22 protein-coding genes are annotated in these 21,438 nt (G+C 28.5%); 15 read left to right on the forward strand and 7 right to left on the reverse strand.

The genetic code is table 11. From position 1 onward, the window contains the following. Positions 1 to 2 precede the first annotated feature (2 nt). Positions 3 to 737 carry an SDR family oxidoreductase gene (locus KI686_RS11635; RefSeq protein ID WP_237589484.1) on the forward strand — a complete coding sequence of 245 codons (735 nt, stop codon included), beginning with the start codon at positions 3 to 5 and terminating at the stop codon, positions 735 to 737. A gap of 3 nt (positions 738 to 740) precedes the next feature. Here KI686_RS11635 and pepE read toward each other — a convergent pair whose 3' ends face one another. Next, positions 741 to 1,442, reverse strand: a complete 702-nt coding sequence (pepE, locus tag KI686_RS11640; protein WP_237589485.1) for a dipeptidase PepE — start codon at positions 1,440 to 1,442, stop codon at positions 741 to 743. 95 nt (positions 1,443 to 1,537) lie between these two features. Here pepE and KI686_RS11645 point away from each other — a divergent pair, with 95 nt between their 5' ends. The 9 genes from KI686_RS11645 (at position 1,538) to KI686_RS11685 (ending at position 11,465) form a co-directional block, all read left to right on the forward strand. After that, positions 1,538 to 2,341, forward strand: coding sequence for a peptidase associated/transthyretin-like domain-containing protein (locus tag KI686_RS11645; RefSeq protein ID WP_237589486.1), 804 nt, complete (start codon positions 1,538 to 1,540; stop codon positions 2,339 to 2,341). Between the two features lie 9 nt (positions 2,342 to 2,350). Continuing rightward, on the forward strand, positions 2,351 to 3,163 hold the full coding sequence (locus KI686_RS11650; protein ID WP_237589487.1) for a hypothetical protein: 813 nt from the start codon (positions 2,351 to 2,353) through the stop codon (positions 3,161 to 3,163). 10 nt (positions 3,164 to 3,173) lie between these two features. Then, positions 3,174 to 3,968: a peptidase associated/transthyretin-like domain-containing protein gene (locus KI686_RS11655; protein ID WP_237589488.1), complete on the forward strand. Its 795-nt coding sequence runs from the start codon at positions 3,174 to 3,176 to the stop codon at positions 3,966 to 3,968. A 2-nt stretch (positions 3,969 to 3,970) separates the two neighbouring features. After that, on the forward strand, positions 3,971 to 4,498 hold the full coding sequence (locus KI686_RS11660; protein WP_237589489.1) for a DUF6702 family protein: 528 nt from the start codon (positions 3,971 to 3,973) through the stop codon (positions 4,496 to 4,498). Positions 4,499 to 4,559: 61 nt separating this feature from the next. Further along, positions 4,560 to 6,680 (forward strand): M1 family metallopeptidase, encoded by a 2,121-nt coding sequence (locus KI686_RS11665; RefSeq protein ID WP_237589490.1) that lies wholly within the window; start codon positions 4,560 to 4,562, stop codon positions 6,678 to 6,680. Between the two features lie 219 nt (positions 6,681 to 6,899). Next, the gene (locus tag KI686_RS11670; protein ID WP_237589491.1) at positions 6,900 to 9,122 is read left to right on the forward strand and encodes a M1 family metallopeptidase; all 2,223 of its coding nucleotides are present in this window, start codon (positions 6,900 to 6,902) and stop codon (positions 9,120 to 9,122) included. 176 nt (positions 9,123 to 9,298) lie between these two features. Further along, a complete protein-coding gene (locus KI686_RS11675; RefSeq protein ID WP_237589492.1) occupies positions 9,299 to 10,039 on the forward strand; it encodes an SDR family oxidoreductase in 741 nt (246 codons plus the stop codon). Between the two features lie 18 nt (positions 10,040 to 10,057). Next, positions 10,058 to 10,534, forward strand: a complete 477-nt coding sequence (locus tag KI686_RS11680; RefSeq protein WP_237589493.1) for a DUF1097 domain-containing protein — start codon at positions 10,058 to 10,060, stop codon at positions 10,532 to 10,534. A 4-nt stretch (positions 10,535 to 10,538) separates the two neighbouring features. Then, positions 10,539 to 11,465: a helix-turn-helix domain-containing protein gene (locus KI686_RS11685; RefSeq protein ID WP_237589494.1), complete on the forward strand. Its 927-nt coding sequence runs from the start codon at positions 10,539 to 10,541 to the stop codon at positions 11,463 to 11,465. 99 nt (positions 11,466 to 11,564) lie between these two features. Here the strand turns inward: KI686_RS11685 and leuB are convergent, their stop codons facing one another. The 5 genes from leuB to KI686_RS11710 form a co-directional block, all read right to left on the reverse strand. After that, positions 11,565 to 12,620 carry a 3-isopropylmalate dehydrogenase gene (gene leuB, locus KI686_RS11690; RefSeq protein WP_237589498.1) on the reverse strand — a complete coding sequence of 352 codons (1,056 nt, stop codon included), beginning with the start codon at positions 12,618 to 12,620 and terminating at the stop codon, positions 11,565 to 11,567. 102 nt (positions 12,621 to 12,722) lie between these two features. Next, a complete protein-coding gene (locus KI686_RS11695) occupies positions 12,723 to 14,243 on the reverse strand; it encodes a hydroxymethylglutaryl-CoA lyase-like TIM-barrel protein (RefSeq protein ID WP_237589499.1) in 1,521 nt (506 codons plus the stop codon). A 30-nt stretch (positions 14,244 to 14,273) separates the two neighbouring features. Beyond that, positions 14,274 to 14,873, reverse strand: a complete 600-nt coding sequence (gene leuD / locus KI686_RS11700) for a 3-isopropylmalate dehydratase small subunit (protein ID WP_237589500.1) — start codon at positions 14,871 to 14,873, stop codon at positions 14,274 to 14,276. Positions 14,874 to 14,962: 89 nt separating this feature from the next. Continuing rightward, positions 14,963 to 16,360 carry a 3-isopropylmalate dehydratase large subunit gene (leuC, locus tag KI686_RS11705; RefSeq protein ID WP_237589501.1) on the reverse strand — a complete coding sequence of 466 codons (1,398 nt, stop codon included), beginning with the start codon at positions 16,358 to 16,360 and terminating at the stop codon, positions 14,963 to 14,965. 243 nt (positions 16,361 to 16,603) lie between these two features. Then, positions 16,604 to 17,524 (reverse strand): 1-phosphofructokinase family hexose kinase, encoded by a 921-nt coding sequence (locus KI686_RS11710; protein ID WP_237589502.1) that lies wholly within the window; start codon positions 17,522 to 17,524, stop codon positions 16,604 to 16,606. Positions 17,525 to 17,626: 102 nt separating this feature from the next. On the opposite strand from KI686_RS11710, the gene xerA reads away from it, so the two are divergent. The 4 genes from xerA to KI686_RS11730 all read left to right on the forward strand — a co-directional run bounded on the left by xerA (position 17,627) and on the right by KI686_RS11730 (position 20,036). After that, positions 17,627 to 18,784, forward strand: coding sequence for a site-specific tyrosine recombinase/integron integrase (xerA, locus tag KI686_RS11715; protein WP_237589503.1), 1,158 nt, complete (start codon positions 17,627 to 17,629; stop codon positions 18,782 to 18,784). A gap of 86 nt (positions 18,785 to 18,870) precedes the next feature. Then, a complete protein-coding gene (locus KI686_RS11720) occupies positions 18,871 to 19,077 on the forward strand; it encodes a hypothetical protein (protein WP_237589504.1) in 207 nt (68 codons plus the stop codon). A gap of 12 nt (positions 19,078 to 19,089) precedes the next feature. Next, the gene (locus KI686_RS11725; RefSeq protein ID WP_237589505.1) at positions 19,090 to 19,734 is read left to right on the forward strand and encodes a P63C domain-containing protein; all 645 of its coding nucleotides are present in this window, start codon (positions 19,090 to 19,092) and stop codon (positions 19,732 to 19,734) included. A gap of 62 nt (positions 19,735 to 19,796) precedes the next feature. Further along, the gene (locus KI686_RS11730) at positions 19,797 to 20,036 is read left to right on the forward strand and encodes a hypothetical protein (protein WP_237589506.1); all 240 of its coding nucleotides are present in this window, start codon (positions 19,797 to 19,799) and stop codon (positions 20,034 to 20,036) included. A 320-nt stretch (positions 20,037 to 20,356) separates the two neighbouring features. On the opposite strand, the gene KI686_RS11735 is transcribed toward KI686_RS11730, so the two are convergent. Further along, positions 20,357 to 20,542: a hypothetical protein gene (locus KI686_RS11735; protein ID WP_237589507.1), complete on the reverse strand. Its 186-nt coding sequence runs from the start codon at positions 20,540 to 20,542 to the stop codon at positions 20,357 to 20,359. A gap of 211 nt (positions 20,543 to 20,753) precedes the next feature. On the opposite strand from KI686_RS11735, the gene KI686_RS11740 reads away from it, so the two are divergent. Next, positions 20,754 to 21,254 (forward strand): hypothetical protein, encoded by a 501-nt coding sequence (locus KI686_RS11740; protein ID WP_237589508.1) that lies wholly within the window; start codon positions 20,754 to 20,756, stop codon positions 21,252 to 21,254. Positions 21,255 to 21,438 lie beyond the last annotated feature (184 nt).

Consider the following 21,438-nt stretch of genomic DNA (forward strand, 5'->3'; position numbering starts at 1 on the left):
AGATGACATTAAAAGACAAGGTAGTTATTGTAACAGGTTCTTCTAAAGGAATTGGTAGAGAAATTGCAATTCTTTTAGCAGAAAATAAAGCCAAAGTAATTGTTAATTATTCAAATAGTAAATCTAAGGCTAATGAAGTGGTAAAAACTATTATAGATAATGGCGGAGAAGCTTTTGCTGTAAAAGCAGATGTTAGTATACGCAAAGAGGTAACTAATCTATTTGATAAAACTATAGAACATTTTGGTAAAGTAGATGTTTTAATAAACAATGCTGGTACAATGAAATCTAAAATGTTAAAAGACAACACAGAAGAAGATTTTAACAATCATTTTAATGTAAACGTAAAAGGTATTTTTAATACATTACAAGAAGCAGAAAAAAAACTTGCAGATAATGGAAACATCATTAATATATCTTCTAGTACAGTAAAATTAATGTTGCCTACTTATGCAATTTACTCAGCAACAAAAGCAGCTGTAGAGCAAATGACTCGCGTATTTTCTAAAGAAATAGGTAGAGGAATTTCGGTAAATGCTTTAGCTCCTGGTCCTACAGAAACAGAGTTATTTTTAACAGGTAAAACACCCGAGTTTATAGAAAAATTAAGTGGTATGAATGCTTTTAATAGATTAGCAAAACCAATAGATATTGCTAGAGTTGCATTGTTTTTAGCAAGTGATGAATCTAAATGGGTTTCCGGACAAATTATTGGCGCTAATGGAGCAATGGTTTAATTATTAAACCTCTACCTCTACTCCACTTTCTAATTCAATTGGCTGCTTGTTTTGTTCAAAAAGACGAGCAGTTAGTTCTCCTCTTAAAATAACTTTATCGTTATTTACTTCTAACCAACTTCCTTCACGTAAACCTAAAACGGGTATATTATTAAAAACATGAAACTCTTTAATACGAGTTTCTCTAGTTTCTCCCATATGTGTAGAATCTTTAATTGGGTCTAAATAATGTGCATTAATATTAAAATTGATGCAGCCTAAAGTGGTAAAATCTGGTGGATAAACTATAGGCATATCATTGGTATTCATCATATTTACACCACAAATATTACTTCCTGCACTTGTACCTAAATATGGCGTTCCATTTTCTAAAACCTCTTTTAAAGTAGTTAGCACATCATTTTTATATAGCTGATTTACCAACTCAAACGTATTTCCTCCTCCGGTAAAAATAGCTTCGGCATTTTTTATTGCTTCTTTAGCATTTTTGTGCTCATGAATCCCTTTTACATCAATATCTAAAACAGAAAATGCCTTTTTTGCAATTGCTGTATAATCATCATAAGAAATACCACTAGGTCTTGCATAAGGTATAAACAACAACTCTTTTACATCATTAAAATGTTTTTTTAAAGTTGGTAATAAATAAGCTAAATATTTGCTTCCATGAATTGTAGAAGTACTTGCAATTATCATTTTTTTCATACATCAAAAATAAGAATTTATAAACACTCCATTTAACAGAAATTTACAATTCTATTAGTAGAGTTTTAAGAGCATCATCTATTTACTTTGTATTGATGAAAAAAATACTTGTTTTATTTTGCATGTTTTCTTGCTTAATTTCTGTAAATGCACAAGAAAAAAGGACTCTTATAAAAGGAAAAACTATTTTAGGTAACTTAGCTACCATTGATAGTATTGGCACTTTTGATATACATGTTATTAATATAAACACAAATAAAGGTACAATTACAAATAACAATGGTTCTTTTGAAATTGCTGTAAAATTAGGTGATAGCTTATATTTTTCTCATATAAATCTTCAGAAAAAAATAATTTATATTACTGATAAAATTCTTTCTGATAAAAATATTACCGTTACTTTAAACGAAAAAACAGAAACTCTAAATGAAATTGTGTTAGAAGAAGCTAGAAGTATTTTTTATCAAGATCCAGAAATAACAACTTATAAAGGCCCAACTATAAATGCAAAATCACTTCATCTTCCGTATGCAAATACTAAAGCCAAAAAAAATACTAAAATTGCAAATCTTAATATAACTAGTGCTTCTGTAAATTTAGATAATTTATTAAACGCTTTAAACGGAACTAATAAAAAAAGAAAACAGCTACAAAAATTTTCTGATGAAGACAATATGATTTCTAAAATTAGAAAACACTTTACTGATGATTTTTTTGTTACAGACCTTAATATTAAACAAGAATATATTAATCAATTTCTAAATGATTGTGTAGATAAAAATATTATTAGTATTTTTAAGAGTGATCAAAAAATTAAATTAACAACTATTTTAATAGAAGAAAGTAGGCTCTTTCCTCATAAAAAAAACATAGAGGATTTACTGATAACCAACCAATAAAACCAAATAATGATAAAAAAACTACTACTCTTTTTTACTCTTTTTTTAAGTTTTTCTATTTTATCGCAAAACAAAAAAGTTTTACTTTTTGGAAAAATAGTAGATTCTGTAGGTGTTGTTAAAAATGCAAACGTTGTTAATTTAAAAACAAATCAAGGTACTTTTTCTTCAGATAGTGGTGGTTTTCATATTTCTGTTTCAGAAGGTGATTCTTTACAAATATCATCTGTACAACATATTACTCTTAAGCTTGTAATAAACAAGAAAATTGTAGAAGATAAAACAATTATTATCAACTTGATATCTAATGTATATGTTTTAGACGAGTTTGATTTAAGAAAACATAATTTATCTGGTAATTTAGGTGTAGATGTTAATGATATTCCTAAAGAAAAAAAAGATTCTCTTTTAAGAGTAAATATGGATTTTTCTAATGTAGATTTTAGTGTTGTAGACCAAAGAATAGATGAAAATATTAGGGCAATGCCTAAAGTTGTAAACACGGTATCTAATACTTACCAAGGTATAAATGCAGGTAAAATTATTGGTAAATTAAACCCTTTTAAAAAATCTAATAAATCTACCAATATAAACGAAGCTTTTAATCAAAAAAAAGTTATTCCACTTAAAATTTTATCAGAACTTGGCGAAGATTTTTTCTTTGATAAATTAAAAATTCCTGAAGAAAAATATTATCACTTTTTACAATATTGTAACAACCAAAAAATAGAACAATTATATAAAGAAAATAAAGTATTAGATATCATTCAAATATTTCAACAAGAAAGTACCAATTATTTAAAACTCTTAGAAAAAAAGTAACTTTTAAAAGATGATAAAAAAACTACTATTACCATTTATTTTAATTTTAGCTTTTACAACTTTTGCCCAAAATCAAAAAACATTAATTTTAGGTAAATTAACAGATTCTATTGGCCCAATTAAAAATGCTAACATCATAAATTTAAAAACCAATCAAGGTACTTTTTCTTTAGATGATGGTACTTTTAACATCCATGCAAAACAAGGAGATACTTTACAAATTTCATCTATACAGCATAAAACGCAAAAATTTGCCATAACTAAAGAAATTATATCATCTAGAATTTTAAAAATAAAATTAAACGCTACTACTTATATATTAGAAGAATTTGAATTAAGAAAAAACAATTTAGTAGGTACGTTAACTGTAGATTTAAATGATGTACCCAAAAACAGAAAAGACTCTTTACTTAGAGAAACTATGGATTTTTCTAATGTTAATTTTAATCAAAAAGATTACACAATTGATGCTATTTCTAAAGCAAAACCTCCAATAGTTAATACTGTACCTAATTCTACACCAGTTGGTGGAGCTTCTGCTAGTATTCCTTTTAAGGATAAAGAAAGTAAATTGCGTAAAGAATTAGCACAAAAAAAAGCGGTTCCAGATAAAATTTTATCAGAACTTGGAGAAAGTTTTTTCTTTGAAGTATTAAAAATACCTAGAGATAATTATTATCACTTTTTAGAATATTGTAACCCTTTAGGTATTGAGGATTTACATAAAGAAAATGAGACTTTAGAGCTTATAAAAATATTTCAGAAAGAAAGTATACCTTATTTAAAAATCATTAAAAATGACTAGTTTTGAAAAATAATAACTCTTTTAAAATAAACATGAAGTTTAAAAAAACGTATTTACTACTTTTCATAATTCCATTACTTTCTTTTTCTACTCATAAATATTATTTGAGTTTAACACAAATAGAATATAGAAGCGATTTAAAATCTGTACAAATAACAATAAATGTTTTTATGGATGATATAGAAGAAGCTTTAAATAAAGACAATAATATTGATTTACAATTAACAACTAAAAAAGAGTTAAAAAATAATGATGTTTATTTTAAAGAATATTTAGAAAAAAAATTGCACTTTAAAGTAAACAATACCAACAAAAATTTTACATATATAGGTAAAGAATATGATGCCGATTTAGTTTTCTTTTATTTAGAAATAGAAAATGTAGAAAACTTAAAAACTATAGAAATAGAAAACAAAATTTTAACTACACACTTTCCAAAACAACAAAATTTAATAAAGAGTAAAGTGGGTAAAAAACACAAAAGTATTTTACTTACCGCAAAGAATGATAAAGGTTTGTTAAAATTTTAACTCATTTTAACTTTTATACTAACTTATTATTAATTTGTCCCCTTAATCAATTCAAGTACAAATGAAAAAATTTACATTCTTATTATTGAGTATGTTTTTTGTTGGGTCAGCCGCATTCGGTCAAGAAAAAACAACACAACAAGGCCACACAAACCAAAATAAGTTTAGACAACTTAAAGATGTTTTGGCAACGCCAAATGAGCAAAGAACTGCATCTGGTGCGCCAGGAAAAGGCTACACACAGCAAAAAGTAGATTATGTAATGGACATTGTTTTAGACGATGAAAAAAGCAGAATTACAGGTTCTGAAACTATTACATATCACAACAATTCTGCAGACGAGTTATCTTATTTATGGGTACAATTAGACCAAAATATGAGAGCTGCAGACTCTAAAACTCCAGACATCCAATCTAGTAAAGTACCTACTAAACTTAGTAAAACTAGATTTGAAAGAGCTTACCCAGAAGAACCTTTTGATGGTGGTTTTAAAATTACAAGTGTAACTACTAATGATGGAGCAGAATTATCGCATACCATTAACCAAACAATGATGCGTATTAACTTACCAAAACCTTTAGCATCAGGAGAAACTTATAAATTTAAAATAAAATGGTGGTATAACATCAACAACCACAGAACACAAGGTGGTAGATCTGGTTATGAATATTTTGAAGAACATGGTAATAAAAACTATGTAATTGCTCAATTTTACCCAAGATTATGTGTTTACGATAATGTAGAAGGATGGCAAAATGACCAATTCTGGGGAAGAAGTGAATTTGCTTTAGAATTTGGAGATTTTACAGTAAACATTACTACACCAGATGACCACATGTTAGGTGCAACAGGTGTATTACAAAATGAGACTGAAGTTTTAACAAAAACAGAATTAAAAAGATTAGAAAAAGCAAAAACTTCTTTTGATAAACCTGTTATCATTCGTACTCAAAAAGAAGCTACAAAAATTGAAAAAACTAAATCTAAGAAAACTAAAACTTGGAAATTTTACGCAGAAAATGTAAGAGATTATGCTTTTGCAACTTCTAGAAAATTTATTTGGGATGCACAAGCTGTAGATATTAATGGTAGAACTGTAATGGCTTATTCTTTATATTCTAAAGAAGCAAACCCTTTATATGGTGATCATTCTACTAGAGCTGTTGTACAAACTTTAAAAACATACTCTAAGTACACATTTGATTACCCTTACCACAAAGCTATTTCTGTTGATGGACAAATGGGTATGGAATATCCTCAAATTTGTTTTAATCCAGGTAGACCAGATTTACCAGATGGTGGTTATTCTGACAGACAAAAATACAGAACAATTGGTGTTACAATTCATGAAGTAGGACATAACTTTTTTCCTATGATTGTAAACTCTGATGAAAGACAATGGACTTGGATGGATGAAGGTTTAAACTCTTACGTGCAAATGTTAGCAATGATGGAATATGAAGAAGGATATCCATTAGGTAGAGGTTTACCTAAAAATATTGTAAAATATATGGCAGGAGATCAATCTAAAATTGCACCAATTATGTCTAAAGGAGATAATGTTTATAGTTTTGGTAACAATGCATACGGTAAACCAGCAACTGCTTTATGGATTTTAAGAGAAACTATTATGGGGCAAGATTTATTTGACCATGCATTTAGAACATATTCTCAAAGATGGATGTTTAAACACCCAACTCCTGCAGATTTCTTTAGAACAATGGAAGATGCTTCTGGTGTAGATTTAGATTGGTTTTGGAGAGGATGGTTTTACACTACAGATGTAACTGATATAGGTATTAAAGGAGTTAAAAAATTCTATACAAAATCTAACAGCGATTCTGTAGAGTTTATAGAAGATACAGCTGATGGTTTAGGTTTTTCTAGTAAGCACAAAAAATATCATTACGAAATTACATACAATAAGCCAGGTGGTTTAGTAATGCCTATTATTGTAGAATTTACATACAAAGATGGTACTAAAGAAAAGAAAACATATCCTGCACAAATTTGGAGATATGATGATGCTGAAGTTACAAAAGTATTTTCTTCATCAAAACAAATAGAAAGTATTGTAATAGATCCTGATTTAGAAACTGCAGATGTAGATACTTCTAACAACAGTTTCCCTGTAAATACTAATAACAAGTTTGATAAATTTAAAACAAAAGTAAAAGGTTAATCTATTTTTTTCTTTTAAATAATTATAAAAAGCATCTCTATAACAGAGATGCTTTTTTTTATCTAAAATTCTATATTTAGAGTCCCAAATTGCCTTTAAACTATTTAAATTTTATTTTTGTAGTCCTTTTTTATAAAAATATGTTAAAGTTTTAACCTTTTTTAACTTATTAGCTACTATATTCTTAGCTTAGCTCAGTTATTAATTCAAATATACCAAATGAAAAAAATTTCTTTATTATTATTTTCTTTACTCTTTGTAGTTGCCACAAACTTTGCGCAAGAAAGAAGAAGAGGAGAAACTAAAAAAACTGAGACGCAACAAGGACATACCGACCAAAACAAATTTAGACAAATGAAAGATGTTTTGGCAACTCCTAACGATCAACACACTGCTTCTGGTGCGCCTGGTAGCCAATATAGTCAACAAAAAGTTGATTATATTATGGATATTAGATTAGAAGAAAGTACCAACAAAATTTATGGTAACGAAACAATTACTTACCATAACAACTCTAAAGATCAATTAGATTATTTATGGGTGCAGTTAGATCAAAACATGAGAGCAGATGATTCTCAAACTCCATTAGCTAAATCTGATAGAGCTTCAGAATTTATTACTCCTTCTAACTTTCAAAGTACTTACATGAAAGAAGGAAAAGGTTTTGGTTTTAACATCGAAGAAGTAAAAAGTAACGGTAAACCTTTATCGCACTTTATCAATAAAACGATGATGCGTATTAACTTACCTCAACCTTTGGCTTCTGGAGAAACTTTTGAATTCAGCATTAAATGGAATTATAAAATTAATGACATTAATAAAGATGGTGGACGATCTGGTTTAGAAACTTTTCCTGATGGAAACAACAACTATACAATAGCTCAATTTTTTCCAAGATTAGCTGTTTATAATAATGTAGAAGGATGGCAAAATATGCAATTCTGGGGTAGATCTGAATTTGCTTTAGAATTTGGAGATTACACAGTAAACTTAACTGTACCAGAAGATCATATTGTAGATGCAACAGGTGTTTTACAAAACGAAAAAGATGTTTTAACAAAAACACAACGTAAACGTTGGGAACAAGCAAGAAAATCTTTTGATAAACCAGTAATTATTGTAACACAAGAAGAAGCTGAAAAAGCTGAAAAAGGACGTGCTACAAAAACTAAAACTTGGACATTTAAAGCTAATAAAGTAAGAGATTTTGCTTTTGCAACATCAAGAAAATACATTTGGGATGCAATGGCAACTAATGTAAACGGTAAAACTGTAATGGCTGTTTCTTTATATCCAAAAGAAGGAAACCCTTTATGGGAAGAGCACTCTACAAGAGCAGTTGCACACACTTTAATAGAATACTCTAAATTAACTTTTGATTATCCTTACCCTAAAGCAATTTCTGTACACTCAGAAAGACAAGGTATGGAGTACCCAATGATTTGTTTCAACTTTGGTCGTCCAAATCCTGATGGAACTTACTCTGATAGAACTAAAAAAGGAATGTTAGGTGTTATTATACATGAAGTAGGACACAACTTTTTCCCTATGATTGTAAATTCTGATGAAAGACAATGGACTTGGATGGATGAAGGTTTAAACTCTTTTGTAGAAATTTTAGCAGAATTAACATACGATCCAGAATTATTTGCAACAAACCCTGCAAAAGATATTACAAGATATATGGGTGGAGATCAAAGTAACATCTCTCCTATTATGTCTCAAGGAGATTATGTAAAACAATTCGGACCAAATGCTTACTCTAAACCAGCTGCTGGTTTATACATGTTACGTAAAACAATTATGGGACCAGAATTATTTGATCATGCTTTTAGAACATATTCTAAAAGATGGATGTTTAAACACCCAACACCTGCAGATTTCTTTAGATCTATGGAAGATGCATCTGGTATGGATTTAGACTGGTTTTGGAGAGGTTGGTTTTACACAACAGACGTAACAGATATAGCTATTAAAGAAGTTAAGCCATTATATTTAACTGACAAACCAAGCGAAAGAATTTCAGAAATTATAAAAAGCAACCCAAGAGCAAAAACTTATTTTGAAGGATTAGGTGATTTAGTTTACATAACTGATAAAAAAGAAGATGCTAACTCTAAAGCAATGGATAAATATGTTGATGGAAAAGAAGTTCCTTCTTACATTTATTCTGTAGAGTTTGAAAAACCAGGAGGTTTAGTTATGCCACTTATTGTAGAGTTAACTTATGCTGATGGTACAACAGAAAGACAAACTTTTCCTGCTCAAATTTGGATGAAAGATGATAATACAGCAAGAAGAGTATTTGCTTCTACACAAGAAATTACTAAAATTACTGTAGATCCAGATTTTGAAACAGCAGATGTTGATACATCTAACAACAACTGGCCAAAAAAGGAATCAAATAAATTTGATAATTTTAAAAAGGAAGCAAAAAATTAATTTTTAGTTTCTCTTTTTTAAAGCAGAATACAAAAGCTAGTGATAAAATATCACTAGCTTTTTTTTATTTGGTAAACTCCACAAAACAATAAATAGGACAAACAAAACCAAGATTTGGAAAAATCTAAAATGTAGAAATAACTCAACTTTGTATTAAATTTTTAAAACAAAGAATTATGGGTAATCTAAAAGGAAAAATTGCAATTATAACGGGTTCTTCTAGAGGTATTGGAGCTGAAATTGCAAAAGATTTAGCTAAAAACGGAGCAACAATTGTAATTAATTATACTTCTAGTAAAGAATCTGCAGACAAAATTGTTAAAGAAATTATTAATAATGGTTATAAAGCAATAAGTATAAAAGCAGATATAAGTCAGAAAAAAGATGTTATTCGTTTATTTGATGAAACAATTAATCATTTTGGTAAAGTTGATATTTTAGTAAATAATGCAGGTGTTATGCATAATACTTTAATTAAAAACACAACAGATGATCTATTCGAAAAACAAATAAATATAAATTTAAAAGGAGTCTTTTACACACTAAGAGAAGCATCAACCAAATTAGCAGACTGCGGAAGTATCATCAATCTTTCATCATCGGTCACTCGTACTATTTTTCCAACCTATGGTATCTACTCAGCAACTAAAATAGCAATAGAACAAATGAGTAAAGTATTTGCTAAAGAAGTTGGTTATAGAGGTATTAACGTAAACTGTATATTACCTGGCCCAACAAGTACAGAATTATTTTTAAAAGGAAAATCGGAAGAATTAATTACACAACTTGCAAACAACAATGCTTTTAATAGATTAGGTACTCCAAACGATATTGCAAAAATAGTTACTTTTTTAGCAAGTGATGAAGCTAAATGGATTTCAGCTCAAAATATTGGAGCTAATGGAGCCATGGTATAACCTAAATAACACCTATTTATGAAACAATTTTTATCTGCCATAACAATGGCTATTTTAGGAGCTTTGGCCGTTTTTTTATCAACTTTATTTAATTTACCTACTTGGGCACTCTTCTTATCATGGTTAAGCTATTATTTATTTGGTAAAACTTTAAAATCTGCTTTATATACATTAATACCTATTACTGCAGGTATTATAATGGCTATTATAACACAAACTTTAGGTGATTTTCTTGGTAAATATTTTGGCTTTATTGGTTTTCCTATAGCAGTATTTATATGTATTACATTATTAAACTATTTAGCACAGATTAAATTATTAAGTAACATTTCTGCGTGGTTTGTGGGGCTAATTATTTTCTTTGGTATTCATCCAACTATAGAATTTAAAGAAATATTAAATATATTTATACCTATATTTATTGGACTTTTGTTTGCCTTTTTAAATGATACAACTACTATTAGAATTCAAAAAAATAAAATAGTTTTAAAATAGCACTATGTTAAATATACAGAGCTTCTCTAAAATAAAAGACTATCATAATTTTGCTAATTTAAGTGCACCTAAACATCCTTTAATTAGTTTAATAGACTATAGTGAAGTTAAATATCCTAAAAATATAAAAGGAATAAAATTTAAACAAGAATATTACACCATTGGTTTAAAACGAAATATTTCTTATGAGTTTTATTATGGACAACAAGAATATGATTTTGATGAAGGGATAATGACTTTTATTTCGCCAAATCAAGTTTTAAATATGGAAAGCAACCCAAATATTAATCTAAATAAAGAATCAAAAGCCTCGGGTTGGTTGCTTTGTATTCATCCAGATTTTTTTTGGAATACATCTTTATCAAAATTAATTAAATCTTATGACTTTTTTGGATATGCTATTAACGAAGCTTTATTTCTTTCTGAAAAAGAAGAATTAATGATGATAGAGATATTGAAAAATATCAAACAAGAATATGAAGCTAATATTGATGCTTTTAGTCAGAAAATAATTGTCTCACAAATAGAGCTGCTTTTAAATTATGCAGAAAGGTTTTATGGTAGACAATTTATTACTCGTAAAAAATCTAATCATCAACTTTTAGAACAAGTAGAAAATTTACTATCAAATTATTTTAATCAGAATAATTTAATAGAACTTGGTTTGCCTAATGTAGAATATGTTTCTAATAAACTTAATTTATCTTCTAACTATTTAAGTAGTATGCTTAAATCTTTAACAGGCATGAGTACACAACAACACATACACAATAAAATAATAGAAAAAGCCAAAGAGCAATTAACTACAAACCAATCTAATATTAGCGAAATTGCTTATAATTTAGGTTTTGAATATCCTTCTTCTTTCAACAAACTTTTTAAAAATAAAACTAAAATATCGCCTTTAGAATTCAGAAAAAATTACAGTTAAAAGACACAAATAATTGTAAATAAAAAGACAATAATATTAAATTACTGTCTTTTTTATTATCTAATAATGTTTCCCTTTAAAAAGGTACATTTTAATGTTTTAGATATTTTCTGCTAACCAATCTCCTACTTCAGAAGTTCCGTAAGCTTTTCCTCCATCTGCTAAATCTTCTGTTACAATACCTTTGTTTAAAGCACTGTTTACTGCATCTCTAATTGCTTTACCTTCTTCTTGTAAACCAAAGTTTTCAAACATCATTGCTGCAGATAAAACTGTAGCCATTGGGTTTGCAATATTTAATCCCGTTGCTTGTGGATAAGAACCATGAATAGGCTCAAATAAACCAATATCAGATCCTAAAGATGCACTTGGCATTAATCCCATAGAACCAGAAATTACAGAAGCTTCGTCTGTTAAAATATCCCCGAATAAGTTTTCTGTAATTAACACATCATAGCTATTTGGCCATTGTACCAAACGCATTGCAACTGCATCTACAAACTCATAAGAAACCTCAACTTCTGGATAATCTTTTTCCATTGCTTGTACAGTTTCTCTCCATAATCTTGATGTTTCTAAAACGTTTGCTTTATCTACACAACATAATTTCTTACCACGAGTCATTGCTAGTTCAAAACCTTTTTTTGCTAATCTTTGTACTTCTGCTCTAGTATATACACAATTATCAAAGGCCGTTTCTCCTTCTTCTCTTCTACCTTTTTCACCAAAGTAAATTCCACCAGTTAATTCACGTAAAAAAACTAAATCTGTACCTTCTATTCTTTCTCTTTTTAAAGGAGATTTATCTAACAAAGAAGGAAAAGTAAATGTTGGTCTAACATTTGCAAATAATCCTAACTTTTTACGCATTTTTAATAATCCTTGTTCTGGACGAACTTTTGCTGATGGATCATTATCAAATTTTGGATGCCCAATTGCCCCAAATAAAACAGCATCAGATGAAGCACAAATTTCATGAGTTTCATCTGGATAAGGTTCTCCAACTGCATCAATAGCTGCGGCACCAGTTAAAGCAGGTCTCCAATTAATTTCGTGGTTAAATTTTTTTGCAATTGCATCAGATACTTTTACTGCTTGGTCTATTACTTCAGGACCAATTCCGTCTCCTGCTAATAATGCGATATTTAATTTCATTCTTATTAATTTTATAAAGTTTAAAGTTTATAAAGTTGTAAAGTTATTTGTTTTTAGGTTCAATTAAGTACTTTTAAACAATCTGCTTTCTAACTTTTTAAACTATATTATATTCAACATTTTTTCTGTAGCTTTAATTGCAGATACTGTTTGATCTGAATCTAAACCATGTGTTATAAATTCTTTTTTATTTCTTTGCCAAGTAATAATTGTTTCACACAAAGCATCAGAATGACTTCCTGGCGGGATTCTTACTGCATAATCTATTAACTTTGGTAATTCTATTTTACCATGTGTTTTATACAATTTTTTTAATGCTGTCATAAAAGCATCAAACTGTCCATCTCCTTGTGCATGCGCTTCATATTGTACACCTTCTACTATTAATTGTAACGTAGCAGATGGTTTCATGCCTTTTGCATGTCCTAAAACATAATTTTCTACAATTACACTTTTTTCTATAGTATCACTATCTAAAACATCAGAAATAATATAAGGTAAATCTTCTTGAGAAACTACTTCTTTCTTATCACCAAGCTCTATAATTCTTTGGGTAACCTTCTTAAGATCTTCATCATTTAAGCTTAAACCTAAATCTTGTAAATTCTTTTGTATGTTTGCTTTACCAGAAGTTTTACCTAAGGCATATTTACGTTTTCTACCAAAACGTTCTGGCATTAAATCGTTAAAATAAAGGTTATTTTTATTATCACCATCGGCATGAATTCCGGCAGTTTGTGTAAAAACATTAGCACCTACAACTGGTTTATTTACAGGAATTCTAAATCCTGAAAATGTTTCTACTAATTTACTAACTTTATTTAATGCTTTTTCGTTTACAGAAACCTTTACTCCGTCTAAAAAATCATTAATTACGGCAATAACACTTGCCATTGGTGCATTTCCTGCACGTTCTCCCATACCATTTATGGTTAAATGCAATCCGTTTGCACCAGCTTTTACAGCTTCCATAACATTTGCTACACCTAAATCATAATCATTATGTCCATGAAAATCAAAATGAATTTTTGGGTATTTTTCACAAACTTCTGTTATAAATTTAAAAGTTTCTTCTGGGGTTAAAACTCCTAAAGTATCTGGCAATAAAACACGTTCTATCTTTTGAGTAGCTAAAAAATCTAAATATTTAAAAACATAATCTTTAGAATTTCTCATTCCATTAGACCAATCTTCTAAATACACATTGGTTTTAATGTTATGCTTTTCTGCCAAAGCTATATTTGCAGCAATATCTGCAAAATGTTGTTCTGGTGTTTTTTTAAGTTGATGCGTTAAATGATTTAAAGAACCTTTAGTTAATAGATTTTGGACTTTAGCATCAGCCTCTAACATCCATTCTATAGATTTTCCACCATCAACAAAAGTAAGTACTTCTATATTTTCTAAAAAACTTGTTGTTGCTGCCCAAGAAGTAATTTTCTTTACAGATTGTAATTCTCCTTCAGAAACTCTAGCAGATGCTATTTCTATTCTATCTACTTTTAATTCTTCTAAAAGTAATTTTGCTATTGTTAACTTTTCTGAAACTGAAAACGACACTCCTGATGTTTGTTCTCCATCACGCAGTGTCGTATCCATTATTTCTATCTTTCTACCTGCCATAATAATTCCATCAACCTTTAAAAAGTTTTTTTAAAATGGTCTTGTTTCAGCGAATGCAGAAATTTCGTTTTCGATGTTTTTTAAATAATCGATATCATCAAAACCGTTTAGCATATTGTCTTTTTTGTAGCCGTTAATATCAAAAGATTCAAATTCTCCTGTTGCTACCAAAGTAACTGTTTGGTTTGGTAAATCTACCTTAATTTCTGTTTTTGGGTCTGCAAAAATTGCATCAAATAATTTATCTGCAAATTCAGCAGAAACTTGTACTGGTAAAACCCCAATATTTAAACAGTTATTTTTAAATATATCTGCAAATTCTGATGAAATTACACAACGTAAACCAAAATCGTAAACAGACCAAGCTGCATGCTCTCTAGAAGAACCAGAACCAAAGTTTCTACCCCCTACTAATATTTTAGAACCTGCATAAATTTCTTTATTTAAAGGAAAATCTGCTTTTGGTGTTCCGTCTTGATTAAATCTCCAATCACGAAAAAAATTGATATCAAAATCTTTACGCTCTGTAGCTTTTAAAAAACGAGCAGGAATTATTTGATCTGTATCTACATTTTCTGTTGGTAATGGATATGCTGTACTTGTTAGTACATTAAATTTATCGTAAGCCATTGTTTTAATTTGTTTGTGGTTGAAAGCTTAAATGTTTATCTTAAAAAAACAACTAATTTTTGCTTATCAACTTTTGCACTTTGTAACTTTTATACTAATAATGTTCTTGGATCTGTAACTTTACCTTCTACTGCAGATGCTGCTGCAACTAATGGAGAAGCTAATAATGTTCTAGACCCAGGACCTTGTCTTCCTTCAAAGTTTCTGTTTGAAGTAGATACTGATAATTTTCCTGCAGGAATTTTATCATCATTCATAGCTAAACAAGCAGAACAACCTGGTTCTCTAAGTACAAAACCTGCGTCTGTTATAATTTTATCTAAACCTTCTGCTTTAATTTGATCTACAACTTTATGAGATCCTGGCACTAACCAAGCAGTAACATTGTCTGCTTTTTTGCGTCCTTCTACAATAGAACAAAATGCTCTAAAATCTTCTATTCTACCATTAGTACAAGATCCTAAGAAAACAAAATCTATTTCTTTACCAATCATAGCATCGCCTTCGTTAAAAGACATATAACCTAATGATTTTTTGTAAGTTTCTACACCACCTTCTACATTTTCTGCATTTGGTATCGATTTTGTAACACCCATCCCCATTCCTGGGTTTGTACCGTAAGTTATCATTGGTTCAATATCCGATGCTTCGTAGTTAAACTCTACATCAAATTCTGCTCCTTCTTCTGTGTAAAGAGTTTCCCAATATTTCATAGCTTTGTCCCAATCTGCTCCTTTAGGAGTTTGAGAACGACCTTTAATATATTCGAAAGTTTTTTCATCTGGCGCAATCATACCTCCACGTGCTCCCATCTCTATAGATAAGTTACACACAGTCATACGACCTTCCATTGTCATATCTTTAAAAACATCACCGGCATATTCTACAAAATACCCTGTTGCACCAGAGGTTGTTTGTTTTGCAATAATATATAAAGCTACATCTTTTGGTGTAACACCAATACCTAACTTACCATTTACGTTAATACGCATTTTTTTAGGTTTTGGTTGCATAATACATTGTGTAGATAAAACCATTTCTACCTCTGAAGTACCAATACCAAAGGCAATTGCACCAAATGCACCGTGAGTAGATGTGTGAGAATCTCCACAAACTATAGTTGCACCTGGTAATGTAATTCCGTTTTCTGGTCCTACAACGTGTACAATTCCGTTATTAATATCTCCTAATCCCCAATGAGAAATTCCGTGCTTTTTAGCATTTCTTTCTAAAGCATCTAACTGATTTGCAGATAAAGCATCTTCTACAGGTAAATGTTGGTTGATAGTTGGCGTGTTATGATCTGCAGTTGCAAATGTACGCTCTGGATAAACAACACTGTTTCCTCTACTTTCTAATCCTAAAAATGCTACAGGACTTGTAACTTCGTGGATAAAATGACGATCTATAAAAAACACATCTGGCCCGTCTTTAACTTTACGTACTACATGTGAATCCCAAACTTTGTCAAATAATGTTTTTGCCATTTTTGTAACTTTTATGATTTTATTTATAATCAGTTACCAAAAATATAAATTAAATTGGTTTACCAGTCTATTTTAATGAGTAGCTATACTATATCCAATTGTTAAAGAATAACCTATAACACTAATAAACAATTACTTAAATACACAAAAAATACGATGTCTATTTATTTTATAGTTTATATTTTTTTATCATTATTAATAAAAAATAAATAAAATGATAGAATTTTTTATCATTTTTTACCTTTATATTAATTTTAATACCTTTTCTATATTCTTTATGTGTGCTAAATCTGAACCTTCGCTTAATGTTGCAGAAACCCCGCAAGCAACACCCCAACGTAACATTTCTTTAGCATCTTTACCTTTTACTGTTCCGTAAATTAAACCCGCTACCATACTGTCTCCTGCACCTATTGTACTTTTTACAGTTATTTTGGGTGCTGCTATGTAATCTATACCATTTTTATGTGCAATAAATGCTCCATCCTTACCTAAAGAAACTACTACATATTTAGCTATTTTATCAGTAACCATTTTTAATGCAAAAGCCTCTTGTTCTTCTTTTGTTTGTGATTCTTTACCTGCTAAGCGAGCTAACTCTTTTTGATTTGGTTTTATTAGGTATAATTCGTTTTCTAACACTTCATTAAATACAGGACCAGAAGTATCTACAACAACTTTAACTCCTTTAGAATTTAAGTTTTTAATTATTTTAGAATAATAATTAACAGGTAAACCCTTAGGTAAACTACCGCTAATTACTAAGATATCGTTTGTTGTTACACTTTTATTTATTAATTCTTCAATTTGAGTCATCTCTTTTTCTAGAAAGGGTTCTGTAGGCATACCAAACCGAAATTGTAAACCTGTTTTAATATCAAAAACAGCAAAGTTTTCTCTAGTTAAAATAGAAATTGGGGTTGCTAAAACAGAAATATTTTGCTCTTGTAAAAGTTCTACTAAATGTTCTCCCGTTTTACCACCGTATGGAAATAAACAATTACTTTCTATACCTAACCTATGTAAAACTCTAGAAATATTTATACCTCCTCCACCAGGATGATATGTAATATTATTACATTCTAATTTATCAAAGGGAGTCATTTCTTCAACTTGTGCACTTTTATCTAAAGCTGGATTAATGGTAAGTGTTACTACTTTCATTTAGTTTGATTTTTTAATAAATATATAAAAGTAAATTTATTGTATTTTAAGATAGTAAGATATTAATTTATTTTAATTAAATTAAAAAGTTATATTTAAAGGATGAAGAAGTTACCAACCATATTTTTAGAGCGAAAAGAGTACAAAAAAATACCCGTATTACTAGTAAAGTTTGATTACAACAATAACCTAATAAATTTAATTAGAAAAATACCAGATGCCACTTGGAGTAGAACTTTAAAATCTTGGTATTTTAAAGATAATAAAGAAAACTTAGATTTAGTTTTAAAAACTTTTAAGGCTATTACAAATATTGACTCTAGTAAATTATCTCAAAAAAATAATTTTAAAAGAAATTTAACTGAAGATCAAAAGCAACTTTTAAATAATTTTTATTTGTACCTAAAAGGTAAAAGATATAGCCAAAGCACGATACAAACTTATACTTTTTTTGTTGCTGATTTTATAAATTTTAATACAAAAACAATTTTAGAAGAGCTAACAAATAGACACGTAGAACTATTTATTGAAAGGGTTTTTATTGAAAGAAATTACTCTGTAAGCTCTCAAAGACAATTTATTAGTGCTTTAAAGATTTTTATTAATTTTTATCCAAGTACAAAAATTAACGATTTAGTTTTAGAGCGACCTAAAAAATCTAGAAAATTACCTAATGTTTTGTCTCAGGAAGAAATTTTAGAAATTATTAGATGTACACAAAACCTAAAACACAAAGCTATTTTAGCTCTAATATATAGTTGTGGTTTAAGAATAAGTGAACTAATCAATTTAAAATTAGTTGATTTTCATATTGAAAGGAAACAACTAATAATAAAAAATGGAAAAGGTAGAAAAGATAGGTATGTTAGTTTAGCTGACAGTTTTTTACCCTTACTTTCTAATTACTATCATTCTTATAAACCAAAAAATTATTTTGTTGAAGGTTTAAACGGTGGAAAATATAGTACAGAATCTGTAAGACAATTTTTAAGAAAAAGTTGTAAAAAAGCAGGTATTAAAAAGGTTGTTACTCCACATACTTTAAGACATAGTTATGCAACACATTTATTAGAAAACGGCGTAGACATTAGATATATTCAATCTTTATTGGGACACTCTAAACCGGAAACAACAATGATTTACACTCATGTTAAAAGAAAAGATTTAATGCAGATTCAGAACCCGTTAGATATAGCTCTAAAAAAACTTAACGATATAGATAAAGACAAGGAAAACCTTTTATTATCCCGTAATATTTAAGGTAAATGTAATATATTTGATTTTATATAACACGTTGTATTAAATACAAAAGAATATACTAATAGAGAAAAGGAAAAGAAAAAAGAATGAAAAAGAAAATGAAAGCAACACACGAAGGAATTTTAAAAATTGGAGAAGCTGAAATATCTGTAGCTGTTTTAGAAAACGGACAGAGAATAATTACACAATCAGCTGTTTTTAAAGCTTTAGGAAGAGAACAAAGAGGAAATTCAAGAATAGATCAAATACCCTCTTTTATGGATGCAAAAAACCTTCAAGAATTTGTAAATTAGGATATTAAAGAGGTGATCAATAAAGTTGAATTTAAAGGAATGAATGGTAAAAACCAACAAGGATATGATGCAAACATACTTCCTTTAGTTAGTGACCTTTACTTACAAGCTAGAGCGTCCGGGGATTTATTAAAAAGTCAATATGAAACAGCTTTGAAATGTGAGATTTTAGTTAGGAGTTTAGCTAAAATTGGAATTACAGCTTTAGTAGATGAGGCAACAGGTTATCAATATGATAGAGAGAAAGAGGAATTACAAAAAATATTAAAAGGGTATATTTCTGAAGAGCTTTTACCTTGGCAACAAAGATTTCCCCACGAATATTACAAACAAATATTTAGGTTAAACGGTTGGGAATACAATGTTTCTAATTTGAAACTAAAACCTTCTGTTGTTGGTAGATGGACTAATACATATATTTACAAACAACTACCAAAAGGAGTACTTGATGAATTAAAAAGAATAACCCCAAAAGATAAAGACGGAAAACACACAGAGCATTTACATAGGAGGTTAACAGAGGATACTGGTCACCCAAACCTAAATAATCAAATAGTTACTGTGGTTACAATTATGAAATTATCTAAGAATTGGAAAGATTTTATAAAAAAATTCAATGATTTGTTTGGACAAACCACATTTGATTTTAAACAGTAATTAAAAAAATCTTATAAATTAACAAAATATAAAAAAAGTACTATGAAAAGTAAAAAATAATTATGGAAATAACGCAGAAACTCTTAAATAATATCGGTTTAATTATGAATATAACAGGAGTTATAATCACTTTTAAACACGCTCTTCCTAATGCTGTTCAAAAGTATTCTAAAAATATAATTTATAGTAAGCCAAGTAAATCAGAAATAATGAAAATACTATATTCTGGAGTATATTCGTATATAGGAATTATATTGATTCTTTTAGGTTTTGTTTTTCAACTTGCCTCTAATAATCTTTAACACTAATTTTATTACTTTTCTATTTTTATAAGGAACAGAAAGAATATAGTACAATAAAAGTAAAACCGAAATAATTATCCAAAACATATGTGTAAATATAATATTAATAACTATGGAATGTATATTAATTGTAATTAATAAAAAACAAATAATTAAATCAGAAACAACAAGTGTAGGGGAAACTCTACGTGTAGGAGACACCCATTCACATAACGGAGAATGGTATATTGTTACTGAAATAGTACTTGAACCCAATAAAGAATGTCCTTTAATATATTGCAAAATAAGAAAAGATATAAAAGATAGGGAACGAATAGTCACTAAATGGAATTAATATAATCTAAATATAAATCACAATCTGATTTTAGTTTTAAAACTGCTGTTTTTAAATCATCAACTTGGTCTTCTAAATATGTTTCAGTTATGAAAGGGAAATGGAATGAAGCTATTTGTTTGATTTTTTCATCAATAGCGTTAGATTGTGGATATTCAGGAAATTTAGCCATTTGAATAAAGTACTTAATACAACAGCGTATATAGTAAATAAGGGTTCACTTATTGTTTTGATTAATATTATTATTTTTACATATTTCAATGACGGAAATGGTAGCTACATACTTAACCCTTACTTACCATATACAATCACGTTGTAATTAATTGCTCAGGAAAATCCTAATGTTGAAAAAAAAATGAATTAGTTGAAATTATTTTATAAAAATGGAATTTTTAAAATCTAGAATAAATATACTTTACTTCTGTTTGTATCTTACTGAGAGAACTTTACATTTTGCTTTTAACAAAATAAATATTTTTTTATTAATATATAAAATACCTTCTGTAAAAAAAAGAATGAAAAATAAATATGGAATAGAAAATCCTTTGGAATATTACAATAATTTTTGGACTAATAAGGAATATGGTTTTAGTCAAAACTTTGTTTTTGGAGCATTTTTAGTAATAATTTCAATATTAATTTTAACTTTAGGCATACATATCAATAAACTGTTTGAATTAAAAATAGTTTTTGAAAGTTATCATTTGATAATTTTGATATTAGTTTCCTTTATACTTAGTAATTTATTAGTGTATAATAACAACACTTATTTGAAGTACTTTGAAAAATTTGAAAAGTGGTCTATAAAGAGAAAAATAATGAATGTTGTTTTATCCTTTTTATTTATCTTTTTTATTTTCAGATTATTTATATTAAGCATATAACATCAGGAGTGAATTAAAAATATAGAATTTATAAATATGTAAATAATTTAATGTTTCACAACTAATTACAACACCGTGTATAAAAAATTGCTTATTTTTAGCTTAATCAAAGGTCGTTGCAATTTTAAAGTTCTTCAATTTTCCTTCGGAAAATAGCCGAACATTTAAATCGCAACTTTCTATA

Origin of the sequence: Polaribacter sargassicola (assembly GCF_021991835.1) — a bacterium.
Lineage (GTDB): Bacteria > Bacteroidota > Bacteroidia > Flavobacteriales > Flavobacteriaceae > Polaribacter > Polaribacter sargassicola.